This is a genomic window from Zoogloea sp. 1C4, assembly GCF_009469605.1.
Classification (GTDB): domain Bacteria; phylum Pseudomonadota; class Gammaproteobacteria; order Burkholderiales; family Rhodocyclaceae; genus Zoogloea; species Zoogloea oryzae.
The window spans coordinates 1-17,434 of the sequence record NZ_SSXU01000037.1; the positions used below are offsets into that span (position 1 = coordinate 1).

At 67.5% G+C, this 17,434-nt stretch carries 19 protein-coding genes and 2 pseudogenes; 2 read left to right on the forward strand and 19 right to left on the reverse strand.

Annotated features, from left to right (window positions below; all coding sequences use genetic code 11):
* Positions 1 to 105: pseudogene (locus GH681_RS21660) on the forward strand (IS110 family transposase); the annotation flags it as partial.
* A gap of 14 nt (positions 106 to 119) precedes the next feature.
* On the opposite strand, the pseudogene GH681_RS21665 reads toward GH681_RS21660, so the two are convergent.
* Both GH681_RS21665 and GH681_RS21670 read right to left on the reverse strand, forming a co-directional pair.
* Positions 120 to 848, reverse strand: a pseudogene (locus GH681_RS21665) (nucleotidyl transferase AbiEii/AbiGii toxin family protein); the annotation flags it as partial.
* The gene (locus GH681_RS21670; protein ID WP_194271312.1) at positions 841 to 1,599 is read right to left on the reverse strand and encodes a type IV toxin-antitoxin system AbiEi family antitoxin domain-containing protein; all 759 of its coding nucleotides are present in this window, start codon (positions 1,597 to 1,599) and stop codon (positions 841 to 843) included. The gene GH681_RS21670 and the pseudogene GH681_RS21665, both read right to left, overlap by 8 nt.
* 223 nt (positions 1,600 to 1,822) lie before the next feature.
* Here GH681_RS21670 and GH681_RS21675 point away from each other — a divergent pair, with 223 nt between their 5' ends.
* Positions 1,823 to 2,191 carry a DUF3742 family protein gene (locus tag GH681_RS21675; protein WP_194271313.1) on the forward strand — a complete coding sequence of 123 codons (369 nt, stop codon included), beginning with the start codon at positions 1,823 to 1,825 and terminating at the stop codon, positions 2,189 to 2,191.
* 28 nt (positions 2,192 to 2,219) lie between these two features.
* On the opposite strand, the gene GH681_RS21680 is transcribed toward GH681_RS21675, so the two are convergent.
* The 17 genes from GH681_RS21680 to GH681_RS21760 form a co-directional block, all read right to left on the reverse strand.
* Positions 2,220 to 3,752: a conjugal transfer protein TraG N-terminal domain-containing protein gene (locus GH681_RS21680; RefSeq protein ID WP_153163621.1), complete on the reverse strand. Its 1,533-nt coding sequence runs from the start codon at positions 3,750 to 3,752 to the stop codon at positions 2,220 to 2,222.
* 15 nt (positions 3,753 to 3,767) lie between these two features.
* Positions 3,768 to 4,121 carry a hypothetical protein gene (locus GH681_RS21685; protein WP_003292115.1) on the reverse strand — a complete coding sequence of 118 codons (354 nt, stop codon included), beginning with the start codon at positions 4,119 to 4,121 and terminating at the stop codon, positions 3,768 to 3,770.
* Positions 4,118 to 5,524, reverse strand: a complete 1,407-nt coding sequence (locus GH681_RS21690; protein WP_153163622.1) for an integrating conjugative element protein — start codon at positions 5,522 to 5,524, stop codon at positions 4,118 to 4,120. The genes GH681_RS21685 and GH681_RS21690 overlap by 4 nt, the downstream gene beginning before the upstream one ends.
* A 10-nt stretch (positions 5,525 to 5,534) precedes the next feature.
* Positions 5,535 to 6,479, reverse strand: a complete 945-nt coding sequence (locus GH681_RS21695) for a TIGR03756 family integrating conjugative element protein (RefSeq protein ID WP_153163623.1) — start codon at positions 6,477 to 6,479, stop codon at positions 5,535 to 5,537.
* Positions 6,476 to 6,925 carry a TIGR03757 family integrating conjugative element protein gene (locus GH681_RS21700; RefSeq protein ID WP_153163624.1) on the reverse strand — a complete coding sequence of 150 codons (450 nt, stop codon included), beginning with the start codon at positions 6,923 to 6,925 and terminating at the stop codon, positions 6,476 to 6,478. The genes GH681_RS21695 and GH681_RS21700 overlap by 4 nt, the downstream gene beginning before the upstream one ends.
* 168 nt (positions 6,926 to 7,093) lie before the next feature.
* The gene (gene radC / locus GH681_RS21705) at positions 7,094 to 7,588 is read right to left on the reverse strand and encodes a DNA repair protein RadC (RefSeq protein WP_003292123.1); all 495 of its coding nucleotides are present in this window, start codon (positions 7,586 to 7,588) and stop codon (positions 7,094 to 7,096) included.
* 195 nt (positions 7,589 to 7,783) lie between these two features.
* The gene (locus GH681_RS21710; RefSeq protein ID WP_153163625.1) at positions 7,784 to 8,527 is read right to left on the reverse strand and encodes a thioredoxin domain-containing protein; all 744 of its coding nucleotides are present in this window, start codon (positions 8,525 to 8,527) and stop codon (positions 7,784 to 7,786) included.
* Positions 8,528 to 8,540: 13 nt separating this feature from the next.
* Complete coding sequence (locus GH681_RS21715) at positions 8,541 to 11,429, reverse strand: conjugative transfer ATPase (protein WP_153163626.1); 2,889 nt, start codon at positions 11,427 to 11,429, stop codon at positions 8,541 to 8,543.
* Entirely contained in the window at positions 11,429 to 11,863 is a 435-nt protein-coding gene (locus tag GH681_RS21720) for a TIGR03751 family conjugal transfer lipoprotein (protein ID WP_153163627.1), read from the reverse strand. The genes GH681_RS21715 and GH681_RS21720 overlap by 1 nt, the downstream gene beginning before the upstream one ends.
* Positions 11,844 to 13,277 (reverse strand): TIGR03752 family integrating conjugative element protein, encoded by a 1,434-nt coding sequence (locus GH681_RS21725; protein ID WP_153163628.1) that lies wholly within the window; start codon positions 13,275 to 13,277, stop codon positions 11,844 to 11,846. The genes GH681_RS21720 and GH681_RS21725 overlap by 20 nt, the downstream gene beginning before the upstream one ends.
* Positions 13,267 to 14,181, reverse strand: a complete 915-nt coding sequence (locus GH681_RS21730) for a TIGR03749 family integrating conjugative element protein (RefSeq protein ID WP_153163629.1) — start codon at positions 14,179 to 14,181, stop codon at positions 13,267 to 13,269. Before GH681_RS21730 ends, GH681_RS21725 begins: the two co-directional genes overlap by 11 nt.
* Positions 14,178 to 14,870, reverse strand: a complete 693-nt coding sequence (locus GH681_RS21735) for a PFL_4703 family integrating conjugative element protein (RefSeq protein ID WP_041013409.1) — start codon at positions 14,868 to 14,870, stop codon at positions 14,178 to 14,180. Before GH681_RS21735 ends, GH681_RS21730 begins: the two co-directional genes overlap by 4 nt.
* A gap of 79 nt (positions 14,871 to 14,949) precedes the next feature.
* Positions 14,950 to 15,360: a TIGR03750 family conjugal transfer protein gene (locus GH681_RS21740; protein ID WP_153163630.1), complete on the reverse strand. Its 411-nt coding sequence runs from the start codon at positions 15,358 to 15,360 to the stop codon at positions 14,950 to 14,952.
* 12 nt (positions 15,361 to 15,372) lie between these two features.
* The gene (locus tag GH681_RS21745) at positions 15,373 to 15,741 is read right to left on the reverse strand and encodes a TIGR03745 family integrating conjugative element membrane protein (RefSeq protein ID WP_016446157.1); all 369 of its coding nucleotides are present in this window, start codon (positions 15,739 to 15,741) and stop codon (positions 15,373 to 15,375) included.
* A gap of 22 nt (positions 15,742 to 15,763) precedes the next feature.
* The gene (locus GH681_RS21750; RefSeq protein WP_003140997.1) at positions 15,764 to 16,003 is read right to left on the reverse strand and encodes a TIGR03758 family integrating conjugative element protein; all 240 of its coding nucleotides are present in this window, start codon (positions 16,001 to 16,003) and stop codon (positions 15,764 to 15,766) included.
* On the reverse strand, positions 16,000 to 16,371 hold the full coding sequence (locus tag GH681_RS21755) for an RAQPRD family integrative conjugative element protein (protein ID WP_153163631.1): 372 nt from the start codon (positions 16,369 to 16,371) through the stop codon (positions 16,000 to 16,002). Before GH681_RS21755 ends, GH681_RS21750 begins: the two co-directional genes overlap by 4 nt.
* A gap of 266 nt (positions 16,372 to 16,637) precedes the next feature.
* Positions 16,638 to 17,291 (reverse strand): ATP-binding protein, encoded by a 654-nt coding sequence (locus GH681_RS21760; RefSeq protein ID WP_228112022.1) that lies wholly within the window; start codon positions 17,289 to 17,291, stop codon positions 16,638 to 16,640.
* Positions 17,292 to 17,434 lie beyond the last annotated feature (143 nt).

Genomic DNA, 17,434 nt, shown 5'->3' on the forward strand with positions numbered 1-17,434 from the left:
TTGCCCAAGGTCGCCCTGGTCGCTTGCATGCGCAAGTTGCTCACCACGCTCAACGCCATGGTGCGCACTGCAAAACCTTGGGACAAGTCGCTTCATTGCGCTTGACTTCGAAGACGGTTACTCAGTCGCTGTGGCAGCTCGCGCCGCATCCTGGCGCGAGCGTCGAGCAGTGTCTCCAGGGAGCAGTCCACTTCGGTCATGCCGACAAAGGCCCGCTCGTACTCGCCGGCGATGTCCTTGTCGTTGCCGAACAGCACTTCGTGGGGCGGCCGGTTGTGGCCCGCCAGATAGATCACGAAGCACTCGACCATGCCGTCGCTGATGCCGCCCGACTCAAAGAGCTGCCACACGTCGAACAGGTCGCGGGGGTGCTGCCGATCCAGCGCGGCCACCAGCTTGCTGGCGTACAGCTCGTCCGGTGCCAGAACCGGCAGCTCGAACTCGACGCCGAACAGATCGCTGGTCCTGGCGCTCAGCGGCCGCCGCTCGACGGGCAGCACGCTGCCTCGGAACACGACGTTGACCTCGATCTTCACCTGGTGGGCGTCGTTCTCGACGATCAGCTTGGTGTCCCCCAGGTCCTTGGCGCGAACCAGGCGTGTCTGCACGCCCAGCGGTACAACACGCGTGGCGATGGCGGCCAGCTCCTGGTTGATGGCTTGCAGCGCTTCGTCGCGCGGCGTCTGCCACGGGAGGTACACCACGTCGATGTCCACCGACAGGCGCGGCATGTCCCGCACGAAGAGGTTGATGGCCGTGCCGCCCTTCATGGCGAAGATGTCGTTGGCGAACACGTCGGGCGCGACGGCCAGCAGCAGGCGAACGGTGTCCGCGTAGGTCTTATCCATGAGGTCTCAGGCTCAGCAAGGTGCCGTCATCGAGCCGGCTCATCCAGCGCGTGTTGCTGCCGGTGCGAACCGGGTACTGTTCCAGCAGGGCATCGACATCCACGAGGCTGGTCTCGCGCGCCCAGGTCAGGAACAGGCGCACGGCCTTCACGCTGGCGCAGCAGGACAGCAGTTGCCCGAGCAAGTCCTTGCGGGGGGAACGCAGTCCATCGAAGAGGTTGCGGGCCTCTTCGAGGCTCTGCTTGACGCCGGCTTCGTACAGCAGCTCCAGCACGGCACGCTCGGGGGCTGCCACCCGCAGATCCTCGGGCAGGCCAGGCGGCGTGGTCAGGGTCTTGCCGGCCAGCGCCGTGTCCGGCCAGTCGAACAGGCGGGCGTGGACATAGCGGGCCGGAAAGCGCGAAGTGAACCAGGCCGGCAACGCGAAGCGACCGTCGCCCCACAGCACCAGCGTCTCCCGGCTACCCAGGTTGTGCCGCACACCCTGCAGGGCCAGGGCGCTCTTGCCGCCGACGTGCAGGTCGGGCACGCGCTGTTGCAGGAACTTCAGCGCGCCGTAGACCCCGAACTCATCGTTCGGGAAGGCATAGACGCCATGGGCCAGGCGCACGAGCCACCCGCCGTCGGCATAGTGGGCGGCGAGCTGGGGCGACACCCCGAACTGGCTCAGGGTGGCAAGGTCGAACGGCGCCCCACGGGAGAGTCCCGCCTGCAGTCGCTTGATTACCTGGCGCCGAGAATTTCGATCCATGTTATAAAAATAACACAGAATCCAATCGACCCCTAGAGCCATTGCAAGAACGTGCATGGAAAGTAGCATAAGGTTTGATTTGTTGTGCATAATCTAATCGACCTACGACCCGAGCCAACCCGGCTCTGCCGGGCGCAACCCGCCCTCCTGATCGCGGTCTATGCTGGAGGGCAGGCCACGACCGGCCGCTCCGCGAGGTGAGGCACCACTGAAGCCGAGGCATATGAGCATGACCGCCAACACGCACAACGGGCGCTGGAGCCACCGGCTGGGCCGGGGGGCTGGCCGTGCCTGGCGTGGATACCTGCGCCGCGAGCAGCGTGTCGCCGGCTGGCTGGTGACGCGCGGGGTGCCTGCGGGCGCGGCGACGGCGGTGCTCTGGATCGTCAAGCTGGCCGTACTTGGCATGCTGCTATACACCGTATCCTGGCTCGTCCTGCTGCTGGCCTTTGCGGTGGTCGCCGCATGGCTCGCGCGGAACGCCGACGAGGACGACGAGAAGCAGCCGGAACTTAGAGACGGACACTCGGGCGTCGGCCTGTACGACAAAGATGACTGGCGGATCGACATGGGCGATCCCGACGAGCCGTAGCTGCCGCATCAACGCGAGAGAGTGCTCCTTACTTCGCAGCACCTTTCGATACAGCCGTCATCGCAAGGCGAGAGCCACTACCCCCAGCCGACTTCGCATCGGACGTGCCAGTGATAAGACCGCCCAGGAAGTTTCCGGCGCGAACGCCTGCCCATCCGAGTGCCATGACCCAGAACGTCGGCAACACGATGAACATCGTTGCCATGACGAAGTTCAGCAGCATGTCACCGAACGCATTGTTCAGGCCGATCAATGGGTCGAAGTTGGCGTGCGGCCTGTCCGCGCCAAACCCCCAGCCGTAGAGCGCATCCAGGATCGTGCTGTCGATCCAGCGCGCGAGTTGGAACCAGAAGTCCACGAAGAACAGCGCGAACTGGACGCAGCTCACCGTCATCACCGTCTTCAGGTCGTAGGTGCCGATCAGCAGCACCAGCGGGATGCAGATGACGAGCGCCATCTTGAGCATCGTCAGCACCATCGGCAGCGCCTGGCGCACCACGTCCATCGCGGGAAAGAAGGCCAGCGAGCCGACGGTCAGCCCCAGGTCGCCCGCGCCGCGCGTGACGATGTTCGGCAGCGTCTTGTCGATCTGGCCGCCGTAGTCGGTGTAGACGGCGCCCTGGTTCATCTTCTGCTGCCGCGGTGAGACGACGGCGCGGATCACCGAGTCATTGACCTCGCTCTGCGACAGGAACCCTGCCCAGCGCCCGATGCGGGTCAGCAGGTCCGGGGCGACCTGTGCCAGCAGCCGGCTGCGCAGCCCCTGGCCGCCATCGGCCCACCACTGCCGGCAGGACGGATAGCCGCCGCCGCTGTCCACCTGTGCCAACCCTGCATCGCGGGTCGCGTCGTAGGGCCAGGCCGTGCGCGGCGTGCGGGAGTGGTAGGTGTCGTAGAAGCCGGCCGTGTCGAGGAAGTAGCTCGACCCAATCCAATTCACGTCGTTCACCTGCTCGTCGGAGAGCGTCGGCCGGTTCATGAACAGCTTGGCGCGCGACGGCCCGTAGCAGTCGTGCGTGAAGTCGGCGACCTCCTGTGCCAGCACCGGATCGTCGATGCGCGTGGCATCGACTTCCATGCGAATCTGACGCAGGTCCGTGCCACAGGGAATCGCCGCCACCGCGGCGCCGGTGACCGCCTTCGAGATGGCGTGCATGAAGAACCACCACACCGGCACCAGCGCGCTTTGGTTGTCGAGCGTGGTGTAGACGTTGGCCCAGCCCGTGTCGTTGGGCAGTGGGACGTTGACCTGGCATTGCGCGGAGCGCGTGGTGTCGAACCTGATCGTGGCGAGATCCACCGGGATGAACGGGATGCCGGCGAACATGATGACCACGATCGCCACCCACACCCGGTTCTCGATGCGCATCGACGACAGCACGCCCTTGTTGCCCTCGTCCGCACCTTCGCTGCGGGCCTTGAGCCATTCCTGGATCACGATGGCCACGAACGGCAGCGCGAACACGCCACTGGCCACGAGGATGTTCCAGATGCCGTTGTTGACCACCCAAGCCACCAGGGTCAGGTAATACTCCAGGTAGTCCGTGGTGTAGAGCGTCATGCCTGCCTCCCGGTCTCATCCGTGCCGCAACAGTTGGCTGGCTTCCAGCGCGACCACGGCGATCACGGCCGCGATCTCCGTGCGCAGCAGGCGCTGATGCGTCTCGCGTGACGGCTCCCGCCGCAACAGGCGCCGACGCATCCACCACCAGCCGTAAGCCGTCGCTCCGTAGAGGCACAGCCGCCACACGAAGAAATGGCCGGCATGCGCCTGCAGCCAGTGCTGCCAGCCCTCGACGCCGCCGACGACGTGGATGCCGGCGATGTTCACCGCCACCGCGGCGGCCACCACCAGCAAGGTCCACAACAGCGCCACGCCGACGCGGCGGTTGAACAGCCATGGCAGCCGCAGCCAGGCAAGCCGGCTCATGGCGTACCGCTCCGCGGCTTCTGGACTTCCCGCAGACGGTCACGTGTGGTGTCGCCCTCGAAGACGCCGCGCGAGCCGGCAGCGCGGGTGCTGTGGCGCTGGATGATCGCCATCGCCGAGTTACCGGCCAGCGTGCGCCGCAGCTCCAGCTCGGTCTTGAGGTTGTTCATCTCCTGCTCCAGTGCGCTGTTCTCCTGGTCGACCGCCTGCACGGCCAGCTCGTTGGCGGCGACGTTCGGCTCCTTCTTGCCGGTCAGCAACGTGCGTTGCAGCAGCAGGGCCTTCTCCAGCACGCTGGACAGCGCCGCCTCGGACGCGAGGCGCCGGCCCAGCACGTCCTGGTCGGGCTCGTCACGCAGGGCCTCGATCACGCCGCGGGTGATCGGCAGCGAACTGCTGCCGGCCGCGTCGAGATTGGCCAGCGTCGTCGGCCGGGCGCCCGTCACCAGTTCCTGCAACACCTGCAGCTTGGTCTCGTACTCTTCCTGGATCATTGGCGTGAGCCCGACGCCAGGCGTGGTCTGGGTCTTCGTGCAGTTTTCGCAGGTGCGTTGCTCGCGTTCGCCCAACACGCGGGTCGCCCAGTCGGCGGCCGCCTGGGGCGAGGACCAGGTTTGGCAGGTCAGGCGGTTGCCGCAGGCGCTGCGCGCGATCGACGAGGTATCGGTGGCGTTGCGCCCGTTGAGCAGGTTGTAGCCCGCGCGCGTCACGTCGCCGACCACCTTGATCGAACTCTGGCCGGAGCCGCCCGCGTTGCCGCCGCCGACCCAGGGCACGCCGTTGTTCCCTTTGTTGGACTCGGCCTGCTCGATGGCGGAGACGGCATCGGTGCTGCTGACCGCATCCCGCAGCGCCATCCCCTCGGCGAGCTGGTCCCAGCCGGCTTGGCCGCCGGCCATGTCCGCCATCCGATTGGCGATGGCCCGGCAGGTCATCTTCGAGCGGTCGAAGTCCAGGCGCGCCTGGAGGATGCCGTTGGTCAGCAGGTTGTAGAGACCCGGGTCGGCGCGCTGGATGATCAGGGCCGGCAGCGAGGCCACGGCGCTGGTGGCACTCTGGATCACGTTGCTCATGATCGTCTGGAAGCCGTTGGTGATGCCGTTGAGCTGGTTCTGCAGCGTCGTGGTGATGCTCATGTCGCCGCAGATCAGGTTGCTGTTCCAGCCGATCCCCACGCCGATGCTCTGCATGTTGCCGGCACCACCCATCGACACGGCCCGGCCGCCGCCGATGCTGTAGAGCACGTCGTCGCCGATCACGCTGCCGCTGACGTTAACGCCATTGGGATCGATGCGCGTCTGCCCCCAGGCGACGCCGACGACCAGCGTGATGGCCGCCACGAGCAGCGTGGCCCCCAGGGGCGATTTCGCGCGGCGCAGGAAGTCAGGGAGGGAGGCGTTCATCGTGGGTTCCTCACATGAAATCGACGCTGCCGAGGAAGACCTGGCCACGGCGCCGGCAGCAGGAGTACGGCCGCCACAAGGCCCAGGCGTAGTCGCCTTGCTGGGCCTGCACGCGGGAGCGGCTGTGCGGGAAGACCACGCAACTGTTCGAGAGCGTGGGCGTCAGCTCCTGCCACTTGCCCGTCGAGGCGTCGGTCTCCATCAGCGCGCCGGCCGGCCAGTAGCCGTCGCGGGCGTTGGCCAGCAGAGGCTGGTACACGTGAATCTGGTTGCGGCGCGTCACGATGTCGCCCGCGCGCTGCGCGACCACGGCGCCGCTCTTGTGGTCGTCGGTCTGGTGCAGGAAGCCACCGCGGGGATACACGTTGCCCCAGAGGTTCAGGCCGGTGCGCGTACCGATTTCGCGCCGGCCGGGGATGAGCGCTTCGGGGTAGAACGCTTCCGGGATGTTGTAGCGCCAGGCGATCGTGTCGAGCGTGCTCAGCAGATACGGCATGAAGGCCGTGCCAGCGCCTTCGCAGGTGTAGCCGGAGGCGCTGGCGAACTGGCTGAACACCAGCCCGGCCGGATGGCCGATGACATCGGCGTTCTTGAACTTGGCGAGGTTGTTCTCGTTGTCGTGATTGGTCGTGCCGTCACCGCCAGCCTTGGCGGTCGGGTTGGGCATGCTCATCGCCCTGACCTCCAGCCACGGGTTTTCGCCAGTGTTCGAGTAGCTCGACACCACCGCATCGGGGACGTAGTGGCGCACCTTGACGGAAGTGCGAACCGAGCAGCCGAAGGGCGTGCAGTACAGCCAGTAGCAGATACCGACCACGCGGTATTCGAGGCAGTCGGGGGACAGCGCCGACGAGACGATGGTGGCGGTGTCCAGGGCGAACGTCGACGTGGCCGCACTCAGCAGCAGCGAGGCGACGGTGGCGCGCAGGCGCCGGGAAGCCAGCAGGAGGCTCATGGCTGCGTGCTCCGGTAGGCGTTGATGCGCGCGACGGCGCGGGGCACGTCGGGCTCGCCGTAGACAACGTAGCGTCGATCGACCACCACGGCGGGAATCTTGGCGATGCCCAGCCCCCAGGCATCCGCGACACCTTGGTAGGCATGGCCGATGCGGCGTTGGAGCGCCTCGCCGCCGTCATGCAACCGCTGCCGCACCAGGGCCGCGGCCTGTTGCGGGTCGGCCGGCAGGTGCGCGGCGAGTTCGACCTCGATGCGCGTGGCCTGGTCCAGCTCGATGATCCGCACGCCGGCCGGGGCCTGCACCGGATGACGGCTGTCGGTGACGATGAGCACATCGGCGGCCGCCGCGATGGGACCGAGCAGCGCGGCGCACAGTCCAGCGGCCAGCCTCGTGGCCAGGGGGCGCCGCGAAGCGGCAGGAAGGTTGAGGGAATGAGCCGGCATGTCGCGCCTCCGCGGAGTCGATGCAGACTCGTAGTCGAGCGCAACGCAGATCAGGGGACGACAAAGAAACCGAAACCGGTCAGTCCCGATTTCTCGGCGGGTCGGCGAAAGGAAACGGGAGCCAATGGCTCCCGTGGTGATGACATGAATGCGCGTCCGCTGGTGCTGCTACAGCAAGCCGGCTTCGGCGAACGAGTACGGGCTGCCCTTGCCGACGATGAAGTGATCCAGCACCCGGACATCGACGGTGGCCAGGGCACTCTTCAGCCGCTCGGTGATCGCACGATCAGCGGCCGAGGGCTCGGTGTTCCCCGAGGGGTGCTGATGCGCCAGGATCAGCGCCGAAGCGTTGAGCGCCAGCGCACGCTGGACCACCACCCTCGGATACACCGAAGTCTGGTCGACCGTGCCCTTGAACAGCGGCTCGAAGGCGAGCACCTGGTGCTGGTTGTCGAGAAACACGACGGCGAAGATTTCGTTCGGCTCCGCGACCAGTTTCAGGCGCAGGTAGTCGCGCACGGCGGCGGGACTGCCCAGCGCCGGACCGGCCTTGAACACGCGGTTCTCCAGCAAGGTGATGGCCTGCCGGATGATCCAGTCTTCGTGCTGGGCGGCGATCAGGGTGAGCGACTCCGGGCGGGAGTCGGCGATGACGAGCGACATGGCGAACCTCCAATGGATGAGATCGGAGGGCGCCTGCCCCTGGAGGGCAAACCCTCCTGGGGACGATGGGGATGGAACAGGTGACGAGCGGGCATCCACCACCGCGGATGCGGTGGCTGTTCGCGTCAAGGGATGCGATGCGAACGGGTTTCGATCAACGCGGACGAGCCGCGCCGCAGCCTTGAAGATCGATGGCTACCTGGGCATGTCACCGGCGACGCCGGCGGGCATGTCTGGGGAATGGGCGGGTTCGGCTGCGGTCGTGCTGCCGGCGGCAAGCAGGTCGATGGCCGACAGCAAGGCGTCGCCTTCGACGGGGCCGTGCAGCAGGAGGGTCTTGCCGGACTCGCGGTCGCGCAGTTGCAGGGCCGGCGTGGCCCCGATGCCCTGCTGTGCCGCTTCCGCCGCCTGGGCACGGATGACGGCATCGGGGCGATCGCTGTCGAGACAACCCTGCATGGCTGGTGTGAGGTCGGGATAGCGCAGGCCTTCCGGCAGGCCCTGGCCGTCGCCACGGGTGTTCGCGTAGAGCCAGGCCACGGCCTGCCAAAACGCGGCGTGTCCGCCCGTCTCGCCCGCGCACTCGGCCAAGCGCGCCCCGGCAGTCGCGGCCGGCTCGTGCATGGACAGCGGCAGGTGGTGCCACTGCCAGTTCACCTCGGGATGGGCGTCGATCCAGCGCTTGAGCGCGGGGAAGTAGGCCCGGCAGTACGGACACTCCAGGTCGGCGTACCCGACCACCGTGAAGCGCGCATCGGCACGGCCATACAGCCAGGGCGGGCCGGCCGGTTTCGGCGCTTCGGACCCGGCGGCGACCAGGGACATGGACTCGGTTGCCGGATGCGGCGCGCGCAGCAGCATCCACGAGGCCACCGCAATCGTTGCCACGATCAGCAGACCGATCCGGGGATGACGGCGGGCGAAGGAAGGCATGCGCATCGTGTCGCTCCCGTCAGGCCAACGTGTCCAGCGCCAGAGGTTCGATGCCCCGCGCACGGTCGATCTTCTCGGCCACGCGGAAGGCGGCATCCAGCTCGCTGATGCCGTGCTGCTGCATCAACTGGAAGCGTTCGGCCTTCTCCTCGGGCTCGGTCATCGCCATCGCCAGGTAGAGGCTGGGTGGCACAGCGCGGAACAGCACTTCCATCGACTTGGACAGGATGACGCCCTCGCTGAACTTGCCGGCCTCCTTGCGGGCCGAAAGCATCAGCGCCTTCTGCGAAGCGTTGAGTTCGCGGAAGCGCGCGGTCTTCTCGACTTCATCGGGCGGCATCGACAGGCAGATCCACCACTCGATCATGTTGAGCATGGGCTCGGCCGCTTTCGGCAGGTCGTCCAGGTTCTGCGTGGCGAGCCAGAACCAGGCGCCGAGCTTGCGCCACATCTTGGTGATCTTGACCACGTAGGGCGCGAGCAGTGGGTTCTTCGTGATGATGTGGCCTTCGTCCGTCACGTTGATGATCGGGCGGCCCAGGAACTGGTCGCGCTCGGCGATGTTGTTGACGGTGTTGATGAGCGAGATGTAGGCAATCGAGAGTTGGGCGTTGTAGCCCTCGCGCGCGAAGGTGGCCAGGTCCACGATGGTGATGTCCGCCTCGGGCCACGGCGTGCCGGACCGGTCGAACATCTCGCCGTCCACGCCCTGGCAGAACATATCCATGGCGTCGGCCATCTCTAGCAGCCGTGCGCGCCGCATCTCCGGCAGCGTGGCGTCGCGAGCGCGCTCGCGCAGCGCGTCGCGCACATCGCGCGTGAGCACCGTGCGTCTATCCGCCACGCAATGCTGGGCCGCATCAAGAATGCACTGGCGGACCAGGCTGCGGTCGGCGCGCGTCATGCGGGCTTCTTCCTTGTCCTCGCCGCCGGTGATCATCAGTCGTGCAGTGATCTCCAGCTCGCCGAGCACGTCGCGCTGCTCGTCGCCTTCCACGGCCATGCCGGCATCGGTCTGGTCTTCGTCGAGCGCATCGGCGTCCAGCGTCTGTACCTGGCTCGGCGTATCGACCAGGCGCCAGGCGTCGGCGAACGGAGCCAGACTGACGCCCGCGCCGGGCGCGAGCTTCACGCGATGCACGGTGAGGCCCAGCCGTGCCGCGAAGTCGCCGAACAGGCCGAAGCTGTTGCCAGCCTCGACGATGAACAAGCGCGGCCGATAGATCGCCGTCACCTGATTCAGGATGTTGTTGAGCGTCGCGCTCTTGCCCGAACCCGTGGGGCCGAACAGGAACAGGTGCGCGTTCATCTGCCGGTCGAGGCGGTTCAACGGATCGAAGGTGATCGGGCCCCCGCCGCGGTTGAAGAACGTGATGCCCGGATGCCCCGTGCCCTGGCTGCGGCCCCAGACCGGCGCCAGGTTCGCCGCGTGTTGCGCGAACATGAGCTGGGTGTACCACTGGCGCTTGTCGGCCGCCGGATCGAACACGCACGGCAGCCAGCGCAGATAGCTGTTCAGCGGCGCCACCTCGTCCTCTTCGCGTACCGGTTGCAGACCGGCGTTGAGCATCACGTTGACGAGCTGCAGGCCGCGCGCATCGAGCTGGGCCAGGTCGCGGCCGCGCAGGTAGAACGCCAGCGTGCCGCGGTAGAGCTTGTGCGCGCTGCCGATCAGGCCGCGCGCCTGCTGCACGTCCTGGCGGGTCTGCTCCGAGGCCAGGGTCTCGCCGACGGCCTTCCTGGCGAGGTGGTTGAGGTGCGCCTCCAGTACGTCCTGGGGTGTGGCGACCAGCGTCAGGCACATCACCGTGTCTTCGGGCATCTGATCGAACAGCGCGTTCATGGCATCGCCGCCTTTGCGCGTCTCGCCCGTCAGATGACCCGTCACGGGTGGCGTGCGCAGGCGATCCATCACGATCACCCGATGCGGCATGCCGTCGAAGAACCACAGGCCGTTGGGCACGTCCGAACGTGGCTGGCCGAAGAACAGGCGCTGCGCGAAGTCGGTGCCGCTGGCGAGCTCGATCTCGCCCTCCTCCCGCTCTTCCGGGTAGCGGGTCAGCGCGTAGAAGCGTTCCCGATCTTCGGCCGTGGCGCCGAGCAAAGTCGGATTCGGGTTGAACCAGCGCAGCAGCCAGGCGTGGATGTCCGCCGCGCCGAGACGCCGCGCTTTCACGCCCGCATTTCCCAGCCCGCCGGCGAGGCGGTCACAGATCGTGGTCAGCGCCTGCTCGGGCGACTGGCCGCGCCGCAGGGTCGGGGTCGCGGGCGTGCGGCGGTAGACGACCATGCGCACGCGCCGGACCTGGCCGCGCCACGGCAGGCGCGTCACCGTGGTGTCGTCGAAGAAGCCCCCCGGCTTGGCGATGGCGCGCAGGTGATGGGCAAAGAAGCGCAGGTAGAAGTCGCTGAACGCGCTGCCCTGCGCACGCGGCTGCAGATAGTTCGCCAGGGAGCGCAGATAGTTGTCCCAGTCGGCCTCGTCCTGGGCATAGAGCTGCACCACCCAGGGGTTGTCGTCCAACTCGTCGAAGGAGTCCTGCAGGGCGTTCTCCAGCGCATCGCGCGCCTGCCATAGCCAGGCCATCTCGCGGCCCTCGGTACCGACCGGCGCCAGCTCGAAGAAGGCCGCCACCGACTGGCCGTCTTCCAGCAACATGCACTTCGTGTCGGGCAGGTACTCGACCCAGGGCAGCAAGTCCGCGAACGACGGCGCGACGCCATAGAGCGCATCGTGGTCGGCCTGGGTGGCCGGCCTGCGCCGGCCCCGGCCGAGCGCGCTGCCCGGCTCGGCGACACCCTGTGCCACCAAGGCCGCCACGTGCCGTGCCCAGGCATCATCGGTCGCATCCACGGCGTCAGCAGGCGATGCGTCGCCCTTGCGTGACCACGACAGCGACCAGGCCATCAGTAGTCCTCCACGCGCTCGCCCGGCATCGCGTACTGCACGCGCTGGTAGAGCGGGAACACCGTGCTGTAGCCGGGCACCGGCACCGGGTCGGTGCCCGCCAGGTGCGGGAACACGTACATCACCAGGTCGGGGTTCGGCAGGCGGTGGAACTGGCGGTAAATCTCGTTCTGCGCGGTGCGGGTGTAGCGCGCCTGCGCGCCGGGCGCCGCCTGCACATCGGCCTCGACCGGCGGCCGGCGCAGGCCCTGGCGCGCATCGAACAGTTGCCGCGCGGCCTGGCCGCCGCCCGCGCTGCCGCCGGTCTCCTGATGCCAGATGTCGAGCATGGTGCTGTCGCCGTGCGGCAGCAGCTTCTCCTTGCTGGTGGCGCAGCCGCCGAGCAGGGTGGCCGCCAGCAGCACGGCGGCCGCGTCAATCCAGATCCGAGGCATGGGCTTCTCCGGTGCGGTGGTGGACCCGACGCCCCTTGGCGTCGTAGTCGATGTCGAGCGGCTGCTCCAGATGCACGGCCACCCTGGCGCCGGGCTGCACGTAGACCGCCGCAAAGGCCTGGCCGTAGAGCTTGTTGACCCAATCGGCCATGTCGCGCACGCCGCCCGCGAGGATGCGGCCCATCGCTTCGTTGCCACTGATGCCGACGGTGCCCAGCGAGCCGTTGCTGTTGGCGACCACGGCCACGCTGCCGTTGTCGGACTTGATGAGCGAGGCCGCGCCGGCGCCGGCCGCGGTGATGAGCGCCTGGCTGCCCAGGTACTGCTGGGCGTTGCTGCGCCGCTCGCCGCTGACGCAGGGGATGCCGTAGGGGTCGCTGATCCAGCCCAGGCCGCCCTGGATGCTGGCGCCGTTGTGACCCGAGTTGCCGCCGCTGCTGCCGCCCTTGCTGTTGTCCTCCGGCACCGTGCGGATGGTGCCGTCCTGGAACACGAACGTGACCGAGCGGATTTGCCCGCGCACGCACGAGAGCGTCCAGTCGCCCGAGGCCGTGCCGCTGACCACGGCGCCGGCAACGTCGGGGATGTCGATGCCGTTGGCCGTGAGGTTGTCCGGGCCGATCAGCACCTTGAACGGGTACGGGTCGTTGACGGTTCCATCGATCGGCACGCGCCCGATCAGCGCCGTCATGGCAATCGAGCCCATGAGCGTCGAGTTCGACGGCACGGTGTAGACCGCCTTCGTGGATGCGCCCACCGCGCGGCTGCCGACGTCGGCGACGGATTCCACTGCGGCCGACAGGCTTTTCTGGGCCGGCCCGAAGCTCAGGGGAAAGCTCGGCTCCTTGCTGCCGTTCCTGGCGTCGACCTTGGCATCGTCGGGCTCGACCCACTGCGTGCCACTGGTGCCGCGGTTGAAGCGCTTGCCGTCACCCTCTTCCAGGCCCAGCCCGACGGGCAGGTCGGACGGGCCACCCTTGCCGGAAAGGCCGTCCAGTTGCCGCTGCAGATCCTGCAGCAGCCCCTGGGTCTGCTGCCTGTCACTGGCCACCTGGGTGCGCTCCTGCTCCAGGCGGTTGCGTTCGCCTTCCAGCGCGCTCTGGATGCGCTGATCGATCGCGCTTTCCCGCGCACGCAGGCGCTCGTTCTCGGCCTTGTGCTGCTTGTTGTCGCCGAGCGCGCTCTGCAGCTCGGTGCGCAACTGCTTCACCTGGGCGACCAGCGTGGCGACGGTATCGCGCGGGGTATCGCCTGCGATGCCCAGGGCTTTCATCTCCTCGGGCGTGAGCGTACTGGCCGCGCCCTTGGGGGCGGGCTGGCCGCCGGGGGCGCCGGAGAACAGTTTGATGCCGACGAACACCAGCAGCAGCGCCATCGGGATCAGCAGCCACTTGAGCAGCGGATTACTCTTCATCGCGCGCTCCTCCGGTCGAGCCGGCCGCGGCGGCCGGCGGCAGGTTCACGCTGGCGTCGATCGGGCTCAGCGCCGGCAGCAGCGACTCGGCCAGGCCGTGGCCGCGCGTGACCAGGTAGAGCACCGTGGTGTCGGACGGGGTGCCGGCCGGCCCCAGGTTCGGATGCTGGAAGGTCGCCGCCACGAAGTTCCCCTGCAGGGCGCGCGGGTCGAGGTCGAGCCAGCGCGCGGCGGTGTTGGTGAGCCGCACGGCCGTCACCCACTGGTTTTCCAGGCGCCACGCGGCCAATGCCCGCGCGCGTACCGACAGCGTCGGCAGCAAAGTGTCCAGCGCGAGGTCGCGGCGCAGGTTCACGCGCCCGATGCCGGCGACCGGCTCGACGGTGCGCAGCGGCGCGTACAGGTTCTGTGCGGCATGGCGCGTCAGCACGACCGGTACCGGCGTTTCGCGCCGGGGTACGGATTTGTCTGCGGGCGCATCGGCCTGCTCGTCCGCGCCGCTTGCTGCACCGCCGCCGTAGCGCTTCGCGGGGGCTTCCGCTTTCACGATGCGCACCGGCTCCAGCGGCGCCTGGCCGTCCTTCGCCGGCTCGGCGGCGATGTCGAGCAGGATCAGCGCGCCGGATTCCACGTCCTGTAGTTGCAGCCGCGTGGGCGGAATCGGCTCGCTCGCCCGCAAGTAGATCGCGCCGCCCGCACTCTGCACACGCAGGTGGTCGCCGACGCTGGCCGGCACGCCGACACGCACATTGCGGTCGATGAAGACCACGCGCTCCTGGCCGACCACCAGCGGCACCGGCAGGGGCAGGCGCTCCCAGCGCAGGATTTCCACGGCCTGGCCGCCCGGCACGAAACCGAGGGTCAGCAGGACGCCGGCCAGGGCCGACAAGGCAACGGGCTTCATGGGGAGTCTCCCTGCAGGTGGCCGGAGGCGTTGGCGGGCGCGCCGGCCTGGGTCGGCGTCGGCGGCGTTTCGATGCGCTGGGGTGCGCTGGCGTAGCAGTCCAGCGCCAGGCCAAAGGGGTTGTGCTCGGGGTCGATGTCCAGCCGGACGACCTTGATGGGGTAGCGCACCAGGGCGCGCTTGACCTGCTCGGAGCCGTAGTATTCGTCCGCGCTCACGTCGAGCGTGACGATCCAGTCGCGGTCGGAGACCATCTTGACGCGCGCGGCCGGATCATCGCCGTAGCCGCGGCCGGGAATCTCGTAGATGCCGCGCACGCGCTGACGCAGCTCGCCACTGGCGCGCCGGTACTCGTAGTCCTGTTGCAGGAAGGCGCGGCAGCTCGGCGTCAGGTAGGCCGACAGCGCGCGCAGGTTGCGCGGGTAGTCTTCTTCGCCGTTCGTGGGCCAGCGCTGTACCTGCTGCCAGATGTAGAACGAGAAGGCATACACGCTCTCGGGCGGCACGTCCCACCACTTGCGCGTGCTGCCCGAGCGCAGGTCCGGCGGCACATGGATGGTCAGACTCTTCGGCGCACTCCACCAACCGAAGCCGAGCAGCAACGCCACCACGACCAGCGCGCCGGCCCCCAGGCGCAACGTCTTCACGTGCGCCTGCAGGTGCGCAACCTCGTTCTTGAAACGGCTCACTGAACTACCCTCCTGTCGCTGACGCGACATCCTCCCCGAGGGAGGTTCGCGCGCCCTTCGGGCGGCCGTTCGGGCGCGCTCATGGCGCACCTCGATCGGCGTTGCGCCGGGTAGTCCAGTAGCCCGAGCGGGTGATGAGGCGCTGGCCGCCCAGGAGCGCTGCCAGCGCCGGATGCCGCAGCGCCAGCCACCACTGGAGCTGCCGGTACAGCCAGGTGTCGGGCCGGCCGCGCTTCTGCGCGCGCAGGAAGCCGCCGCCGACAAAGACGCCCAGCGCGATGCCAGCGACGATCAGCGTGGGCACCATGGCGATGCTGTGCGTGAGCCAGGCCAGCGGCAGGCCGAGCGCGAACCCGGCTGTGGCAGACAGGCCGGCGCAGATCCACAACTCGTCGGCGGTCAGCCCGCGCACGACCACCGGCTGGCGGTTCAGCCGGTGCGGCAGGAAGGTCACCAGCGTGTCGCGCAGGGTCTCCGAAGGGACGGCCATCGCTTGCCGCCCTTACAGCACGCCGGTGGCCTTGGTGAGCAGCCAGATGCCGACCACCAGGAGGATCGCGCCCACGGCGACCGTCAGGCCGAACTGGCCCCAGGTGGCGCGGCCGGTGTGGATCTCCGAGTAGCGTGTGTAGGCGTGATAGCAGACACCGACGAACATCGAGGCGACCACGAGCAGCGCGATCAGCAGCACGATGTCGTAGCCGTAGTTCTGCAAGGTCTGCAGGATGCCGCTGCCCTGGCCGCGCGATGGGTCTTCCATGGTCGGCAGGCCCTGCGCGAAGGCCGACAGCGGCAGGCCCGCGAGCGCCAGCGGCAGCAGCGGTGCGGCGATGCGGGACGGAATGCGATGGGGTGTCGGTGGCGTGTTCATGGCGTATGGCCTTTCGTGACGGTCAGGAGAGGAGGAAGAAGGTCAGCACCAGGTACATCGCCACGAAGCGCACGACGACGGCGAGGAACTGACGTTCAGTGATGCGGTGCTCGGCCCAGCCGACGTAGGCGGTGCGCATGGCCCACACGCCCCACAGCAGCAACACGGCGAACACGAAAGCGAGCACCACGGCAGAGACGGCCGAAGGCGCAAAGCCGCCGTTGGCCTGGAAGGCGGCGACCTGATCGGCAGATGGCGTCATGGCGACGGCTCCTCGTCGTCGGCGCGGTCGCGGCGGACGTAGTCGCCGGCCAGCGGGACGGGATCGCGCGGCTGGGCGCGCTGGGGCACGAGGTAGTCCTGCAGGCCGGCGCGAACGCGCTTCAGGTCTGCGCGCAGTCGGGCGTAGTCGAAGTGATAGCGGGCGCGTTCCTGCGGAGCGGTATTGGCGGCGTGCTCGGCGAGGCGGTCGATCAGGTCGAGCTGGCGCGCGAGGGCCGCCAACTGTGCATGCTCTGGGGAGGCATCGCCGGCTGACGCGGGCGAGGCATTGGCCAGCGCGACGGCTAGGACCAGGGCCAATGCCGGCGCGCGGCGGCAGTCGGTCGTTGGTTTGCCTGTGGTCGTCATCACACCATTCCGCAGTCGTCTGGATGGCGGAATGCTGCGGTGGTCGGCTGGAACCCGCCGCAAACAATCGGAATCGGCAGGGTGCCGGATTTACGTTCGTGGTTGGCGTGGCGCGGTTGGGGTGCGGGAGCAGGAGAGCCGCACCCCGTCCGCAAATGGGTTCCAGGAGGGGGCTGAAGTGCCTAACTCACTCCCACAGGAGGGGAGTTCTCATTTGGAGGAGGTCGCCTTCGTTTCGTTCAGATTGGTGAGGCCTACTCGCATTGCTATTGCTGGTCAGCAACTGCCGTCTTTGTGCTGCCACCGTGCTGGGTGATGCGTGGACGGCATTTGATTCTCACCGCGCCGCGGGTGAACGAGTCATCTGAGGCCTTGCTTGACCAAACATAGGCTTCGCCTGCACCGAGGTGACTCATTTTCTCGGAAGTCAACTCTCCGAGGGCGGCATTGGCCTTCTGGATATGCTTAAGCCAGGCTGGCGAGTTGAACTTGTGCATGATGATCTGTGAGGACAGCTCAATCAGAGAAACGGGAACCGATGGCGGGTCTTGGGACGCGACCATGATGCTGGTGCCTTTGTGTCGCATTTCCCGAACCACTTCAACCAACCCGGAAACTAGATCATCGTTCTCTATGTACTTGTGGGCTTCGTCAAATACCACGAGCTTGTTAAAGGCGCCTCCTTGGTAAGTCGCTTCCGAGAAAATCTGCAACATCACCACGAACAGACCGAGCGCCTCATCCTTTTCAATGTACTCGTCACGCAGATCCACGATGATCAAGCGGCCCGGACGAATCAGGTCTTGAAGCCGTTGGTTATCGTCGATGTATTCACTGGCGAACAGCAGGCGCGTCTGGGCTAGCTCTTTCAGGTGATCGGACAGGCCAGAGTTATCAATGCCTGCTCGTAGGGCGTCCAAGGTCAGGTTGTCGCGCAGGCAATGCTCCCAACTTAACGCCAACCCCCTTGTGAACCCGCGCCACTCTCGGTAAAATTCATACCGTTAAGTCATTGATAAATAGACAGTATGAACTCAAACACTCGATCCCCAATCGCTGCTGG

Coding starts and splice junctions, on each gene's coding strand:
- GH681_RS21670 (WP_194271312.1), bottom strand. CDS start 1,599: ATGGATCGAAATTCTCGGCGCCAGGTAATCAAGCGACTGCAGGCGGGA.
- GH681_RS21675 (WP_194271313.1), top strand. CDS start 1,823: ATGAGCATGACCGCCAACACGCACAACGGGCGCTGGAGCCACCGGCTG.
- GH681_RS21680 (WP_153163621.1), bottom strand. CDS start 3,752: ATGACGCTCTACACCACGGACTACCTGGAGTATTACCTGACCCTGGTG.
- GH681_RS21685 (WP_003292115.1), bottom strand. CDS start 4,121: ATGAGCCGGCTTGCCTGGCTGCGGCTGCCATGGCTGTTCAACCGCCGC.
- GH681_RS21690 (WP_153163622.1), bottom strand. CDS start 5,524: ATGAACGCCTCCCTCCCTGACTTCCTGCGCCGCGCGAAATCGCCCCTG.
- GH681_RS21695 (WP_153163623.1), bottom strand. CDS start 6,479: ATGAGCCTCCTGCTGGCTTCCCGGCGCCTGCGCGCCACCGTCGCCTCG.
- GH681_RS21700 (WP_153163624.1), bottom strand. CDS start 6,925: ATGCCGGCTCATTCCCTCAACCTTCCTGCCGCTTCGCGGCGCCCCCTG.
- radC (WP_003292123.1), bottom strand. CDS start 7,588: ATGTCGCTCGTCATCGCCGACTCCCGCCCGGAGTCGCTCACCCTGATC.
- GH681_RS21710 (WP_153163625.1), bottom strand. CDS start 8,527: ATGCGCATGCCTTCCTTCGCCCGCCGTCATCCCCGGATCGGTCTGCTG.
- GH681_RS21715 (WP_153163626.1), bottom strand. CDS start 11,429: ATGGCCTGGTCGCTGTCGTGGTCACGCAAGGGCGACGCATCGCCTGCT.
- GH681_RS21720 (WP_153163627.1), bottom strand. CDS start 11,863: ATGCCTCGGATCTGGATTGACGCGGCCGCCGTGCTGCTGGCGGCCACC.
- GH681_RS21725 (WP_153163628.1), bottom strand. CDS start 13,277: ATGAAGAGTAATCCGCTGCTCAAGTGGCTGCTGATCCCGATGGCGCTG.
- GH681_RS21730 (WP_153163629.1), bottom strand. CDS start 14,181: ATGAAGCCCGTTGCCTTGTCGGCCCTGGCCGGCGTCCTGCTGACCCTC.
- GH681_RS21740 (WP_153163630.1), bottom strand. CDS start 15,360: ATGGCCGTCCCTTCGGAGACCCTGCGCGACACGCTGGTGACCTTCCTG.
- GH681_RS21745 (WP_016446157.1), bottom strand. CDS start 15,741: ATGAACACGCCACCGACACCCCATCGCATTCCGTCCCGCATCGCCGCA.
- GH681_RS21750 (WP_003140997.1), bottom strand. CDS start 16,003: ATGACGCCATCTGCCGATCAGGTCGCCGCCTTCCAGGCCAACGGCGGC.
- GH681_RS21755 (WP_153163631.1), bottom strand. CDS start 16,371: ATGACGACCACAGGCAAACCAACGACCGACTGCCGCCGCGCGCCGGCA.